Here is a 14,568-nt window from a genome sequence, read left to right as displayed (position 1 = left end):
ATAGATGGACAGACTCACGGCAGCAAAAGTGTTTATTGATGTCGCAACGACCGAAAGTTTCACCACGACAGCAGATCGGCTGGAGATGTCCCGCTCTATGGTGACCCGCTATATCGCCACCATGGAAGAGTGGATGAAAGCCCGGCTGTTACAGCGCACAACCCGCAAAGTGGCATTAACAACTGCAGGCCAGCAGTGCCTGAAAGAAATCAAGCTTTGGGTTGAGCAGGCCGAGCATATTGCGGTGACATTGCAGCCTGCAGACCGGCTCACCGGTCATGTCAGATTGACGACCAGTATGTCTTTCGCTCATGCGCAGCTTGCTAAGGCAATACAGCCATTTTTAGCGCTCAACCCTGAGGTTTCTGTTGAAATAGATGTCCGCGATCAGGTAACAGATTTGATTGCAGAAAGATTCGATTTAGCCATTCGTATTGCTATGGCGCCGGATCCGTCATTAATCGGAAAGCCGATAGCAGGTTGCGATTCTGTGATCGTGGCGTCACCTTCCTATCTTAAGCGGTCGTCTGATATACAGGTACCGGCGGATCTCAGTCATCATCAATGCCTTGGTAATCGTAGTTTCGAGCAACATGTGTGGCACCTGACGAAAAATAACGTTACTGAGTCGGTAGAAGTGACGTGCCGATTCATTTCAAACGAGGCGACCGTATTGAAAGCCGCGGCGATAGAAGGAGCGGGAATTGCAGTGCAACCCACGTATCTGGTTAGTGAAGATATTCAAGCGGGCAGGTTAGCCGTGGTATTAGCGGACTGGGTACCCAAATCAATGTCGGTATATGCACTTTATCCCGCAAGAGAATATCTATTGCCGGCGGTGCGGGGACTGATCGATCACCTGGCACAGTATTTTGAAGACAATCATTGGCCTGCAAAGCCGAATGAATTCGGGATGTAAATAAAAGTGAACAGTTTCTGTGAACCAGGTACGGCTTCTCATTACTGTAAATGTGAGATAAGTCATACCTTCTGGTAAATTGAGAGTTAACAGCAGTATTACTTTGACTTATATAACAAAGTTGGTTTTACGCGGAGTTTTTTCTCGATGTTGGTAGCTGAAACACATATCCGCTTTATGGGTGTGATTTAGCATATCCTAATATGGTATATTGCGCGCTCATTTTTCGATCTGGTTAGTGAGTTGGGCAAGGCGTGAAATCAGGCATTATCAACATCAATTTAGCTGTAAACCGGAATCGGTTGTTAGAAGTCTTTGATGCGGGCAGTGAAGGCCTGTGGGAGATGACGCCAGGGAATGTGGTGAAATTTTATAATACGCGTTTTTATGAAAATTTTGACGTGAACTTGAATGGTTCTCCAATTCATGAGTGGATTGCCATTGTGCATCCTGATGATGTTGAACAATTCCAAAATAATGTGAATCGACAGGTGACGGAGAAGATCAGCTATTTTACCAGCCAATACCGGATTCGGAATCGGCAGAATGATTATCGCTGGATTGAAGCTGTGGGTGTACTGAATACCGACGAGCATGGCGAACTGCAATATCTGGTTGGTTCACATAAAGATATCACTGAAAAAAAATTGCATGATGAAAAATTATTCCAATTAGCTTACCGGGATTCACTGACCGGTTTGTGGAATCGTCGGCAATTGGTTGAGCAACTTAACGTCATTCAGGCGGATGGTGTACCGGGCATTATCATTACTTTTGGGCTGACGAAGTTTAGTCAGTTTGTCGAAGTTTTTGGTTTTGAGGCTGGTAATCAGTTGATAAAGCTGTGTTCTGAGGCGATTACTGAAGTCTTTACTGACACCGATCTGATCTTCCGTTCGTATTCCGATGAATTTGTTGTCATGCTCAAAGACTGCCCTGAAAAATCAACGCTATGTTGCACTATCAATAAAGCGATCACACTGTTTGATCAGCGATTCCGTGCCGTTCACGACACCACAATTCAAAAGTTAAATGCCGGGGTTTATCAATTACCCGGTGGTTCTGCAGCGGCTGAAGATGAAGAATCTATTTTATATAAATCTATGCTGGTTATGCGCCACGGCAAAGAGCACGATTCACGCATTGCGTTTTATGCAGACGATGAGCAGCGAGCCATTGAGCGGCATCTTTTTCTGGAAACCGGCATAGAGAAATCTATTCAGGATGATGAATTTTATTTAATGTTCCAACCGATAGTGTGCGCAACGACCGGGAAGATCAAGAGTGTCGAGTCATTGCTGCGTTGGCACAGCGCCAGTTATGGCGAAATTAATCCGGGAGAATTTATTGGGATTGCGGAAGCCAATCAGGACATTATTCCATTGGGATATCATGTGTTGGATTTGGCGTGCTCATATATTGCGGAGTACCGCCGACAGCACCAGCATGATTTTAAAGTATCTGTGAATATTTCTGTTATCCAACTGATGCAGGCAGATTTTGTTCGTAAATTTCTGGCAATTGTCAATCAGTATCAGCTATCCCCGAGTTATCTGTCAGTGGAAGTGACCGAATCGGCCGTATTAGAAACCAATGTATTTGCTGTTGAGCAGTTGCTGATTCTGAATGAGTTAGGGTTTTCAATTTCACTGGATGATTTCGGCTCCGGGTATTCCTCCTTCAACACCTTCTTTTCTATTCCTTTTTCTCAGCTCAAACTCGACAGATGCATCGTCAAAAAAATGGCTGATGATTCATCCGTATACTCTTATGTCAAATTTCTGGTTGTTATGTGTCGTGAAAAAGGAATTTCTGTCGTCGCAGAAGGCATAGAAGATCTTGCTCATGCCGAATTAGTCAGAGAAGCCGGAGTTGATTTAATGCAAGGCTATTACTTCTATCGACCTATGGTAGGACAAAAATTGCTCGAGTTAGAAATCAGTCCCGATTGAACGTCGCCAGAACAGGGCAATGTTACCTCAGAGCATAATGGAATATGCTCTGAATACTTATTGAAGCATGACTAAGAATATACAGTAGCTAGTGTAGCTATAATCTTTCTTATTGATACTGATTTTCCTATATATTTTAGTTGATTTATCTTAATTTCAAATTAAAGCTAGTGGGTTAAGCTGTTTTTCTTCATAGAGTAATTATTCACTATTGTTGATATGTTAATCGTTTATCCTTGTATGGTATATTACGCGCTTCATTTTTTACTGGTACTCAACTGGGCTTAACGTGAAATCTGACATTATCGACAATAAAGTTGTTAATAATCAGCATAGGTTGTTGGAAATATTTGATGCTGGTAGTGAAGGTTTGTGGGAAATGACACCAGATAATATGGTGAATTTCTATAACACACACTTTTATGAAAACTTCGATGTGTCATTACACGGCTCACCATTGGATGAGTGGATAGCCATTATGCATCCTGATGATAAAAGCCAGTTTATTGAAAATATTAGCACTCAGGTTACAGAGAAAATAACCCGTTTTATCAGTCAGTACCGTGTGCGCAACCGGCAGGGTGAGTACCACTGGATTGAAGCGGTCGGTGTTATTCATGCTGATGACAGCGGTAATCTTCTGTATATGGTCGGCGCGCATAAAGATATCACAGAAAAAAAGCAATATGAGGACAAGCTGTATCAGCTGGCTTATTGTGATTCACTGACTGGGTTTAATAACAGACGTAAATTAATTGAAACCCTGACAGAGTTGCTGGAAGCCAAAAGTCATGCGGCGATAATGACATTTGGGTTAAATAAAATAAACCAAATAATGGATGTATTTGGCTACCAAGCGGGCAACAGTATCATATTGCTTTGTGCTGAGTGTCTGAAAGAAGCCTTTGGCTCGAAAAACGTATACAAAACACAGCCAGATGAATTTGTAGTGTTACAGAAGGGTGTTTACTCTGAGAGCGTATTGAAACAACAAATTGCCTCAGTGCTTACTGACTTTGAACAACGCTTTCGCTCTTTTCATCAGTCGACATTACAGTCACTGAATGTGGGTGTTTATTTGTTGAAAGAAGATAACTGCCTTAGTGAAGATGCTGAATCGCTGTTATATAAATCAACGTTAATCATGCGGCACGGTTCAGAAAAAGACGACTGTATTTCTTTTTATGCGGATGAAGAGAAGCGATCGATTGAACGCCATCTCTTTTTGGAAACCGGATTAAAAAAAGCAATTACAGACAAAGAATTATATTTGTTGTTTCAGCCCATTGTCTGTGCTGCAACAGGAAAAACAGTGAGTGTGGAATCTTTGGTTCGCTGGAACAGTGTTCGGTATGGCGAGATCATGCCTACTGAATTTATCAGTGTTGCGGAAGAAAACGGGGATATTGTCGAACTGGGCTACCATGTACTTGTGCTGGCATGTGAATTTTTAAATCAATACAGAGAGGCCCATTCCCGCGTCATTAAGGCGTCGGTGAATGTATCGGTTATTCAGCTGATGCAGCCTGACTTTGTTGCCCATTTTCTCGCTATTGTGCGCCACTATCAGCTACAACCAGAAAATCTGACGATAGAGATGACAGAGTCTGTCATTCTTGAATCGAATCCTTTTGCCGTACAGCAGCTGCTGGCACTGGATGAGGCAGGATTCACCATTTCCCTGGATGATTTTGGTTCCGGATATACCTCTTTCAACACCTTTTTCTCCATCCCGTTCACCCAGCTTAAACTGGACAGAGCCATTATTAAAAAAATGGAAGCGAACAGCGCAGTCCGAGCCTATGTGAAATTTCTGGTCAGCATGTGCAACGAGAAAGGCATCACTGTGGTTGCTGAAGGCATTGAAGACTATGCTCAGGCGGAACGGGTTAAAGAAGCCGGAGTTGATCTGATACAAGGGTTTTATTTTCATAAACCCAAGAGCGGCAAGGCGATTATTGAATCTGAAACTGTATAAATTCGCCCTGCCAAAGCCATATGTACTGACCGCTGATACTGATTATTTGAGGTTTATGCAGTACCTGTAGCATCAATGTGTCAGTCACTCTGTTCGGGTTGGTTAAATTCAATTCAGTTTGGTTGTAAAGTCCCGCACTAAGCTGGGCATATCGAAGTCCGGGCTAAACCGCCCGCGGAAAACGCCTTCAGGGTCGATAATGGAAAATGTTACGGAATGTGCAACGCTGTAGTCTTCCTTGTTTGCTGAGACTTCAAAACGGATGCCAAGACTGTTGGCAAAGCGCGTTAACTGCGGCTCACTACCTGTTACACCGTGAATTGAAGCATTAAAGTACTGCAAATATTGGCTGAGTTCGACAACTGAATCCCGTCCGGGATCAACAGACACAAACACAAAACTAACATCATGTTCGCCAGGGTTTTCTGTCAGGGCGGCAGAGAGTCTTGATAGCTGTGCCAGACTGGTTGGGCAGATGTCAGGGCAATGGAGAAAGCCAAATAATACAATGGTCCAATGCCCCATTAATGACTGGTTAGTAAACTCACCGACCTCAGATTCAAGGCTAAAACTTGCCAGACTGCGCGGGTTGTCCAGCCACTCAATGGCTTGTTGTGTCTTGGATTGCTGTGCGTTGAGTCCGAGGGCTACGATAGCTAATGTTGCCCCCAAGGCGATACTCAGACTAAGTAATAGAAAAACACGCTTTGTACTATTCATGCGCCTGTTCCTTATACTTGGCCACAATCAGCCACAGCGCCAGCAATGCGGGCAGTGTAACGCCGCCAAAATCAATGATCAGAAATTCAGGCCCGCAGATGCCAACTAGCACTTCCCACACATGGAAAATGGCATGGCCGGTTAACCAGGCAGTTGGCATCAACCAAAGCGTCAAGCTATGTCTGGTGTCAATCGCTCCCCAAATAAAAGCGGCACCGATCAGGCTGTAATTCATGCCGATATCACGCAGAAAGTGCTGATTGAACGGTCCCCGGTCTGGCACGCCCGGCACCATCCAATACCAGGGCTCAGGGGCGAGCGTCATAAACACACCGTTACCCAATGCTGCCAATCCGAGCAGCACAGCTATTCTGATGCTCCATTTATTCAGCATTCTCAGCCTCCCCGGTTAATGCAGCGCCCCGCTCAGGTGTGATGTATGGTGCGTTGATCTGAATTCGCTGACAGGTTTTCCCATAGCCCAAAGTGTATTTCAGGGCCGGATAAACCCGATAAGCACTGATGGCAAAACCAATTGTAATCAGCCCTTTGGGGCCCCACAAAGCCAGTATTTTCTCACGATAATCATCCGCTTCAGGGTGATGAGCCAATACAGATTCAGTAAATTTCACCACCAGGGCAATATCATCAGGCAGATTGTTTAAATCTTTATTGATAATGGCTTGTACAATATCCGGGCTTATTTTTGCCTCCAGAGCCATATTCACCGCCAATTGGGTGCATGGGCCGCAATCGTCCCAGAGAATGGCGCGTATTCTGGCGGCATACAGCGGCCCTGCGGGTAAATTACCCGAATGGGAAGACATGGTCTGGAATCCCATAAACTTCAGGAAAGCCCCAAGATCGGTTTTCAGAATATCCTGCTGATAACGAATGTCGTAATCGTAACGGTTTTTGAATGCCAGAAGCATCTTGCTGAACAGATAGCGAATCATATTGGGTCCTTAGTGTTTGGCTGATAGTGAGGTGGCAGCACACCGGTTTTTGTTCTTTCCTGTGCCTGAACAGGCTTGAATAACAGAAAGAGACACGAGAAAAAGACCAGGGCGCAGGTATAGAGCATGACCGAAAAGTTACCGTTATCTAATAAGCCGGAAGCGAGCAGCGGGCCTGTCGCTAAACCGACGGAAGAAACAACAGCCGCCAGCGCTGAAAGACGCCCTGTGCTGTCCATGTCAGCCGTTACCGCTAACAAATAAGACTGAACGGCAGGCCAGGAAAAAAACAGCAGCGTCATTGAAGTGACATAAAGCAGCGGGGTGAGCGGCGAGGCGCTGAGCAAGAGCGCAGAAATGCTCGACAGAGCAACACCAGCGAGAACCCAGGATAAACGACCAAAACGGTTGCCGCTTATCACAGGTAACATTGCCCCCAATAACCCCAGCAATCCGGTTATTGCAATATACAGACTGACATTATCCGTGCTAATGCCCGCACCGAGGCCGATGCGCCCGACATAAGTCCAGATAGCGCTGGCGGCAAGCTGATAGGCGGTGATGGCCAGCATCAGTAACACTGCATTGCCATTTAGCTCGGTCAACAACACCGATTGTTTGACTGGCTTGCGCTCACTGGCAAGAGAAGGCAGAAACAGCATCATAATCAGGCTCAATAATGCAAAGCCTGCCATGACATAAAATACCGCATAAGCGCTCAGCAGCGTTTCAAGTGCCGGCAGCAGGTAAATTACCACAGCGCCCAGGCTGAACTGTATGAGTAACAAGGTGCCAAAAGCACGATCCGCATTGTTTAACCTGGCCAGTACAGAAAAGCCGATACCGACACAAAGCCCACCGAAAAGCCCGGCTAAAAAGCGCCAGCCGAGCATGACACTGTAGGTTTCAATCCATAAAGTCCCTATATCAACGACAGCTAGCAGGGCTAAAAACGTATACATGGCAGACTGCCAAGGCATTCGGCGCACCAGAAAAATAGCTACAGTGCTGCCCAAAAGGCCACCGTAGCCATTGAGCGCAACAAGCTGTCCGGCCTGCGCATCACTAAAACCAATACTGCCTGCGAGTGCATTAACCATACCCGGCAGAAAATTAATATAGGAAAGTCCGGCCATAGTGATAAATGCCAGGAAAAAATAAACCAGCGGATGATTGGCGGATACTTTTCTGAACATAATGCCTCATTGAAGTAACAGGATTTGTTGTTGGAGCCTGAATATTAAGATTCAGCAAAGGGAAGAAAAATAGGCCGAAATCCCTTTGAGTCGTGAATACTATTCATGAGTCTTTATTGTTATAGTCAGCCAACGAATAAAATCTTGATGCTCAGTGAATGGATAAACTCAGGTCATTAGAAATATTTTTAGCCACGTGTGATGGTGAGAGCTTTGCGGCAGCAGCACGAAGCTGTAACACAGATCCGTCCACGGTCAGCAAGGCAATCAGCCGACTGGAAGCGCAGTTAGGACTGACACTTTTTCAGCGCTCTACCCGACAATTGCGTATCACCGCTGCGGGTCAGCGCTATGCCGATACAGTGCGCAAGATGATTCAGGATCTCACCGTCTGCGAATATGAGCTCAAGCATTTGAATGATTCGCCCAGCGGTACTCTGCGCATCAGTTCGGCCGTCTGTTACGGCCATCTCTATCTTCGCCCCTTGCTGCAGGCATTCTGTCAGCGTTACCCAGCCATCAAGCTAGATCTGGAAATCAATGATTTACACGCCGATATCATTGAGAACGATATTGATGTCGCGCTGCGTACGGGTTACGTAAAGGACAGTCGCCTGGTGGCCCGGCGCCTGAGCCCAATGGACTTTCTTGTTTGTGCCTCACCACACTATTTAGCGGCCCAGGGTACACCCCAATGTGCCGATGACTTTCACCAGCACAGCTGGATTGGTTTTCGTATCAAAGAGACACGACAGCTACAGCCCATCTTTTTGCCGAATGAGCAGGGTGAATATGTTCCTTATGAATTAGAACGAACGCATGTCACTGATGATGGCGAAGCAATGGCCTGTATGTGTGCCGATGGTCTGGGCTTTGCTCAATTACCTCACTTTCTTGCAAAACAGGGCTTGAACAACGGCACCTTAGTATCCCTGTATCCTTATTTCAGACCGCCACAACCTGATAATGGTGTGTTTGCCATCTACCCTAAGCGCGAATATTTACCCGCCAAAGTCAGAGTGTTTATTGAATTTATGACTGCATCTTTGGCATCTATGGGGGAAAGCACAAATCACACCTGGGCTGAAAACTGGGCGCCTCTTGTGAGTGGCCGGTAGTTTTGCGGGGTGTTCAATAAATTGGTTTAGTAAATTAATATAAGTGCCTTTAGTATAGAGTTTTAGCAGAAGTATGTGAGAACATGGTAATGCGAAATTAATAAAGGCTAAACCCGATAATTGTAATGTGTTATTTTCAGGTGAATGAATGGAAAATTCAATTGGTATGTTATTAGTTGTAGCGTTGATGCTGGTAACTTTATTTGCTTTGAATCGGTTTTGTAATGTGATGAAAGAAATCTGGATGAATAAAAGTATTAATTGGATGTTGATATTTCAGTGGTTTGTTGCTTTTTCTATTTCAATTCTTCTGTTTTTATTCCTTTCGGAAAATGCAGAAATGCTAAACATTCCGGTAAGCCCAGCAAATCCACCTATTCAAAGATGAATAGTCAAAATGATCACAGAAATATTGATTATGAACATAAATCGCTTAACAATCTTGGATGCCAATGGTTAATCACGATGATAATTTATCAATAATTTAAAGGGTTTAATTTGGTTTGCACAGAAATCTGCTATAAATGGAAGGCGATGAAAATATGAATGAGATGAAAGTGATTAACACATCAGGATTAATTACTATGTGCTATATTGCAAGTGGATTTGTGTCTTCCATGCTTTTTAATGAAGGCTTTAATGAGCTATTAATATTCTTTGTCGTGATTCTTGTATTTTTAATGATTGATTTTTTCTTTTAAGCAAAAGATGAAGAGAGAGTTATTAGCTTTTCAAAGCTATTGATTATTTGTGCTGGAAGTGCCATTGTTGGTGGTTTTTTTAACTCTGTGGTGATGGTTATTATTTATTCTGTGGCTGTGATGTTGTTTTTTCCATTCTATAAAGGTAAGTAAATATAAGGGGTTAAGTTTTACATGGTTGGTTTATATTAAGTGGCTAGTGGTAGTATTCATTGGTTTTAATGCTTAAGGTAAGTTGCGCGATGAGGTTAGTTTTTGGTTTCTTGATTTTTTTAACATTTCAAGTTAAAGCTTCAGGTGGTGAGTCGGCTTTAAATACCATTAATTCTTTAATGGAAGGTATTAAAAATGGAAATCAGGATAAAATTTCGAGAGTTACTCATGAGTACTTTAAGTTCTCAAATGTTATAAATGATCTGGTAAGTGAAAACGCTGGTGTTGATGCTTATTTTTGTGATTATTCTCATGTTTCAAAACGTTTTTATGGTGTGGTGTGCCATGTAACATATAATCAGCATAGAAGTGGGAATATCTGGTTGTTCTATGTGTTTTCAGGAGAAAGTGGTGGTCAGATAAACAATGTTGTGACTAACGTGTATTTTTCTGATTATTTATCAGATAGACAAGATTGTGTTTATATCAAAAAGTTCAAGGGTGGTTTATCTGGGGACATTGTTTTTGATAAGGTTTCGTGTGATTATAAGTCGTGACGTATTTAGTTCGAGATGTATTTTAGGCCATGAATAAAAGTATCTATTTGTTATTTTTTCATTATTCATCATGTTTGTAGCTGAAATGGCTTCGAGAAGCACGTATCAATTTGAATCAGGAAACTCTGGCTATTTGGTCTTATTCAAGAAATTTAATAACGGAGGTTTCGGTGTTTGGGGCGGTTCAGGAATAAAAGTATGGTAACTTTCTTAATTATCCTAGTTTTTGTTTTTACTGTGGTTCTCGCTTTTAGGGGTGTTATATTGGCCAATATGCTCCAGTACCAGCTTGGTGTAAAAAAAGGGGCGCTAGAAGTTTACTATATTGTCCAGGTTGAAGCTTTTACAACAGGAGGTTCTATATTTAATTTGGATAATGATAATAAGTTGGAATTATATAGGTCTTGTGTAAACAACATCAGGTATATGTATTTTACAATATTTATTGTGGTGCTTTTGATATTTATTCATGAACTTACTTAAGCTGTAATTTTGGTAATGGGGCGTGTGGCTGCGGCTGGGTTAGTTTTTGCAAGAATGGCCGTCACTGACATGATGGCCATTTTTTATGCCTGACGCTCAATTCTTTCGTCTTAAGTCCACACGAAAAAACCAATCCCGTGCATCCCCATAGAAACCATTGCCAGCCTGGCGGTTTAGTGTTGATATGATTGTTACCGTGCTTTTGCACGAGTGTAATTGTCTGTTGTGGCACTAAAAAGGAGCGTTTCTGTTGAATCCGAACTATAAAGCAAGCGCGATTCTGGTGCTGACGACTATGCTCGCGGCTATCGGGTGGATTTTCTCTAAGGAAACGCTGCAGGGCTTGCCGCCTTTTCTGTTTATTGGCATGCGATTTCTGCTCGCTTCACTGTGTCTGCTGCCGTTTTGTTATGCGGCATTAAGGCGTACAACGCTCAAGACAATCAGTTTTGCTGCAATGGTGGGCGTGCTGCTGGGGGTGGCCATGATGTGCTGGATCCATGCCATGTCTAATACGGAAGCCTTAGCGGAAGGGGCATTTATTGCCAGTTTGTCAATGCTGTTTGTGCCGGTTGTCGCCTGGGTGCTCTTCAGGCAGAAACCGCCGCGGTCATTTTGGATTTCTATGCCAGTCGCGGTGGCTGGCATGGCGCTGTTATCACTATCCGGCGGCTGGCAGCAATCTGACAGCCAGATCTGGTTTGCCGCCTGTGCCTTTATGCTGGCGATTCATTTCAACGTGAACAGCCGGTTTGCCCAGCAGATACCGATACTCTTGCTTGCCTGTATTCAGTTATTTGTCACCGGCTTGCTGTCGTTGACTATGTCATTGACCGTTGAGCAGATACCTGCGCAAGTGCCGGCGTCTGTCTGGGGCTGGTTCGCCCTCAGTACCCTGCTGGCCACCAGTTTACGTTACGTGTTGCAAACGGTAGGGCAAAAACAGATCACTGCATCGAACGCGGCATTGATTATGTTGCTGGAACCTGTGTGGACAGCGACGCTCAGCGTGCTGTGGTATGGCGAAGTGTTCACTTTGAATAAAGCGCTGGGATGTGCGCTGATTTTGTCATCTCTGGTGTTGTACCGCGTGGGAGCCCGGCCATTTTGGGCAGTGCGCCGGGTAGCTCGCATTGAGCGCGGCTCTGATTCTTTTATCAACGCTTCAGCTGAAAAGCAGGCATGCAGTAAGAAGCGAGAAGAGTAACAGAAGCCACCATTTACTAACGTGTATGACTCGTCCTGAACAGTAAAAGGGCCATCAATGATGGCCCTTTACATAGCGAACGGGGTATCTGTGGTTACTCCACGACTTCCACTTCGTCCGGTACCAGATTCGCTGCTTTGATGCCGGCGATGGCACACAGCTCATCCAGTTCGGATAAATCACCGCTGATGCCAACCGCACCCAGCAGGCAGTTGTTGCTGCCGCGGATCAGTACGCCACCCGGTACAGGCAACAAGTTGCCTTCGGCCAGCACATTGACCGCCGACATGAACGCCGGACGCTGTTGGGCATCAATGGCGAGTTTACGGGAAGAACAACCCAGCGCCAGGGCTCCCCAGGCTTTGGCGATGGCAATTTCAGGGCGGAGCATACTGGAGCCGTCCTGACGTTGCAGAGAAATAAGTTTACCGCCGCTGTCGAGAACAGCCACAGTGAGAGGTGCAGCACCTTTGGTCAGGGCAGTGCTGAATGCGCCCTTGGTAATTACCAGTGCTTCGTCCAGTGTTAAGCTCATAGTGATCCCTCCGATCAAGAATTAATTGACTAACTTTTTGAGCGGCAGCCGGTTCCCGACTGCCGGGTATGTTGTTTATGTGCCACCAATCCATGCTCGGTGAGCGGCTTTACTCCTAAAATGCCATTCATACATGATGACCGGGAGTAAACGTCTCTACCGCTCTGGGAAATCCCCTGAGCAGACAATCAGCCTACCAACAGCGGGTAGCTTGGCAATGTCAGGAATGGTGCAAATTCGTCTGATGTCGACAGTTCATCAAACAGTTTGGCCGCATCGTCAAAACGACGATTCTGGCTGTTATCCGTTTGTTCAAGCTTGAGGCTGTCCACTTCCTGTTGCAGCCAGTGGCGGAACAGCTCTGCGGTAAATAGCTGACCATCGTCCAGCGTGACACCGTGGTGTATCCACTGCCAGATATTGGCCCGCGAGATTTCAGCGGTTGCCGCATCTTCCATCAGGCCATGGATTGGCACGCAGCCAAGCCCGCGGATCCAGGCTTCGATATACAGCAAAGCGATGCGCACATTCTTGCGAACACCGGCTTCATTACGGTGACCTTCACAAGGAGCCAGCAGATCGGCAGCTGTGATGTCGTTGGCGGCCGATGGCAGGTAATCAAGCTGGTTTGGCTTACCGCCGAGGCGCTGGTTAAACACTGTCATTGCGGTATCAACCAGACCAGGGTGGGCCACCCAGGTGCCGTCGTGACCATTGCTGGATTCACGCTCTTTGTCTTCGATGACTTTTTCAAGAACCTGCTTCATTTCTTCAGGGTCTTTACTTGGAATAAAGGCAGACATACCGCCCATTGCCAGCGCGCCACGCTGGTGACAGGTAGCAATCAGCAACTGGCTGTATGCCGTCAGGAAAGGCTGCGCCATGGTCACATCGTGACGGTCAGGCAGAATGCGGTCTTTATGTTGCTTGAGGGTTTTGATGTAACTGAAGATGTAATCCCAGCGGCCGCAGTTCATGGCAACGATGTAATCGCGCATGGCGTACAGGATTTCATCCATTTCAAAAACAGCGGGCAGGGTTTCGATCAGCACGGTCGCTTTGATGGTGCCTGTCTGCGCACCGAAGTAGTTCTCGGTGAAACGGAACACATCGGCCCACCACTGGCCTTCTTCCATCGACTCCAGTTTTGGCAGGTAATAGTACACACCTAAGCCTTTTTCAGCCCGGGTCTGGTAGTTATGGAAGAAATACAAGCCGAAATCCATCAGGCAGCCAGGGATAGATTTGCCCTGATACTGAATGTGCTGCTCAGGCAGATGCAGGCCACGAGGACGCGCGATCAGCAGGGCCGGATCATCATTCAGTACATATTCTTTCTGACGCTTGTCGTCGAAATAGCGCATTTCGCCCAGGTTGGCATCACGCAGGTTGATCTGGCCTTGTACCATGTTGTCCCAGCTCGGCGCAGTGGCATCCTCGAAACAACACATAAAGACTTTCGCGCCTGAGTTCAGCGCATTGATCACCATCTTGCGATCAACCGGACCCGTAATTTCCACCCGGCGATCCTGAAGCGGAGCAGGGATATCAGCAATTCGCCAGCTTTTATCATTTCTGATGTCTGCTGTGTCGGCTCTGAAACCAGGCAGTTTGCCATTGTCGAATTCACGCTGACGTGCTTCACGGCGGGCAAGCAGATCGTCCAGACGGCCTGAAAACTGACTGACAAGTGCAGTCAGAAACGCCATGGCATCGTCGTTCAGGATAGCCTGATAGTCGGGTGACAGTGAACCAACGGCGAGCTGTAGGGAATCGGCTTGTGCCTCATGATGTTGTTGGGTATCCAATTGCGTCTCCTTAGAACAAACGGTCTATCGTTTTGTATACATTTTATAATTTTCCTATTATCTATAACCTATATGGGCGTATCAGGTAAAGTGGTTTTTATCACTATGTAAATCTGATGTTGTTTTTATGTGTCGCTATTTTTTAAGATAACCTACTGTTATTTAAATAAATAGTGGGATAGCGGCATATTAAGTTTGTTTTAAATCGTAACAGCCCCCTTGCTAAGATCAATTATGTATGTCTAGAATACAATCATACACAACATTGTATACAATTATGCAGGA

Annotated in this window: 14 protein-coding genes; 8 read left to right on the top strand and 6 right to left on the bottom strand. The window is 45.3% G+C overall.

Going from position 1 to position 14,568, the window contains the following annotated elements; all coding sequences use genetic code 11:
* Positions 1–4 precede the first annotated feature (4 nt).
* The 3 genes from L6J37_RS06210 (at position 5) to L6J37_RS06200 (ending at position 4,849) form a co-directional block, all read left to right on the top strand.
* The gene (locus L6J37_RS06210) at positions 5–919 is read left to right on the top strand and encodes a LysR family transcriptional regulator (protein ID WP_218386397.1); all 915 of its coding nucleotides are present in this window, start codon (positions 5–7) and stop codon (positions 917–919) included.
* 302 nt (positions 920–1,221) lie between these two features.
* Positions 1,222–2,871 carry a bifunctional diguanylate cyclase/phosphodiesterase gene (locus tag L6J37_RS06205; RefSeq protein ID WP_237794527.1) on the top strand — a complete coding sequence of 550 codons (1,650 nt, stop codon included), beginning with the start codon at positions 1,222–1,224 and terminating at the stop codon, positions 2,869–2,871.
* Positions 2,872–3,250: 379 nt separating this feature from the next.
* Positions 3,251–4,849: a sensor domain-containing protein gene (locus tag L6J37_RS06200; protein WP_218386399.1), complete on the top strand. Its 1,599-nt coding sequence runs from the start codon at positions 3,251–3,253 to the stop codon at positions 4,847–4,849.
* A 108-nt stretch (positions 4,850–4,957) separates the two neighbouring features.
* On the opposite strand, the gene L6J37_RS06195 is transcribed toward L6J37_RS06200, so the two are convergent.
* From L6J37_RS06195 to L6J37_RS06180, 4 genes are read right to left on the bottom strand one after another with little or no spacing between them, the layout of a single operon-like run.
* Positions 4,958–5,569, bottom strand: coding sequence for an SCO family protein (locus L6J37_RS06195; RefSeq protein ID WP_218386400.1), 612 nt, complete (start codon positions 5,567–5,569; stop codon positions 4,958–4,960).
* Positions 5,562–5,963 carry a hypothetical protein gene (locus tag L6J37_RS06190; RefSeq protein WP_218386401.1) on the bottom strand — a complete coding sequence of 134 codons (402 nt, stop codon included), beginning with the start codon at positions 5,961–5,963 and terminating at the stop codon, positions 5,562–5,564. The genes L6J37_RS06195 and L6J37_RS06190 overlap by 8 nt, the downstream gene beginning before the upstream one ends.
* On the bottom strand, positions 5,953–6,525 hold the full coding sequence (locus L6J37_RS06185) for a hypothetical protein (protein WP_218386402.1): 573 nt from the start codon (positions 6,523–6,525) through the stop codon (positions 5,953–5,955). Before L6J37_RS06185 ends, L6J37_RS06190 begins: the two co-directional genes overlap by 11 nt.
* Positions 6,522–7,721 carry an MFS transporter gene (locus tag L6J37_RS06180; protein WP_237794525.1) on the bottom strand — a complete coding sequence of 400 codons (1,200 nt, stop codon included), beginning with the start codon at positions 7,719–7,721 and terminating at the stop codon, positions 6,522–6,524. The genes L6J37_RS06185 and L6J37_RS06180 overlap by 4 nt, the downstream gene beginning before the upstream one ends.
* Before the next feature lie 158 nt (positions 7,722–7,879).
* Here L6J37_RS06180 and L6J37_RS06175 point away from each other — a divergent pair, with 158 nt between their 5' ends.
* The 5 genes from L6J37_RS06175 to L6J37_RS06155 all read left to right on the top strand — a co-directional run bounded on the left by L6J37_RS06175 (position 7,880) and on the right by L6J37_RS06155 (position 11,940).
* Positions 7,880–8,839 (top strand): LysR family transcriptional regulator, encoded by a 960-nt coding sequence (locus L6J37_RS06175; RefSeq protein WP_237794524.1) that lies wholly within the window; start codon positions 7,880–7,882, stop codon positions 8,837–8,839.
* Positions 8,840–8,987: 148 nt separating this feature from the next.
* Positions 8,988–9,227 carry a hypothetical protein gene (locus L6J37_RS06170; protein ID WP_237794523.1) on the top strand — a complete coding sequence of 80 codons (240 nt, stop codon included), beginning with the start codon at positions 8,988–8,990 and terminating at the stop codon, positions 9,225–9,227.
* Between the two features lie 136 nt (positions 9,228–9,363).
* Entirely contained in the window at positions 9,364–9,540 is a 177-nt protein-coding gene (locus L6J37_RS06165) for a hypothetical protein (RefSeq protein ID WP_237794522.1), read from the top strand.
* Between the two features lie 242 nt (positions 9,541–9,782).
* Complete coding sequence (locus L6J37_RS06160) at positions 9,783–10,250, top strand: hypothetical protein (RefSeq protein WP_237794521.1); 468 nt, start codon at positions 9,783–9,785, stop codon at positions 10,248–10,250.
* A 730-nt stretch (positions 10,251–10,980) separates the two neighbouring features.
* A complete protein-coding gene (locus L6J37_RS06155) occupies positions 10,981–11,940 on the top strand; it encodes a DMT family transporter (RefSeq protein ID WP_237794570.1) in 960 nt (319 codons plus the stop codon).
* A 94-nt stretch (positions 11,941–12,034) separates the two neighbouring features.
* Here the strand turns inward: L6J37_RS06155 and L6J37_RS06150 are convergent, their stop codons facing one another.
* Positions 12,035–12,475 carry a GlcG/HbpS family heme-binding protein gene (locus tag L6J37_RS06150; RefSeq protein WP_218386408.1) on the bottom strand — a complete coding sequence of 147 codons (441 nt, stop codon included), beginning with the start codon at positions 12,473–12,475 and terminating at the stop codon, positions 12,035–12,037.
* A 188-nt stretch (positions 12,476–12,663) separates the two neighbouring features.
* Complete coding sequence (gene aceB / locus L6J37_RS06145) at positions 12,664–14,184, bottom strand: malate synthase A (protein ID WP_237794569.1); 1,521 nt, start codon at positions 14,182–14,184, stop codon at positions 12,664–12,666.
* Positions 14,185–14,568 lie beyond the last annotated feature (384 nt).

The organism is Photobacterium sp. WH77, assembly GCF_022014395.1.
GTDB lineage: Bacteria > Pseudomonadota > Gammaproteobacteria > Enterobacterales > Vibrionaceae > Photobacterium > Photobacterium arenosum.
This window is presented reverse-complemented; position numbering and strand designations above follow the sequence as displayed.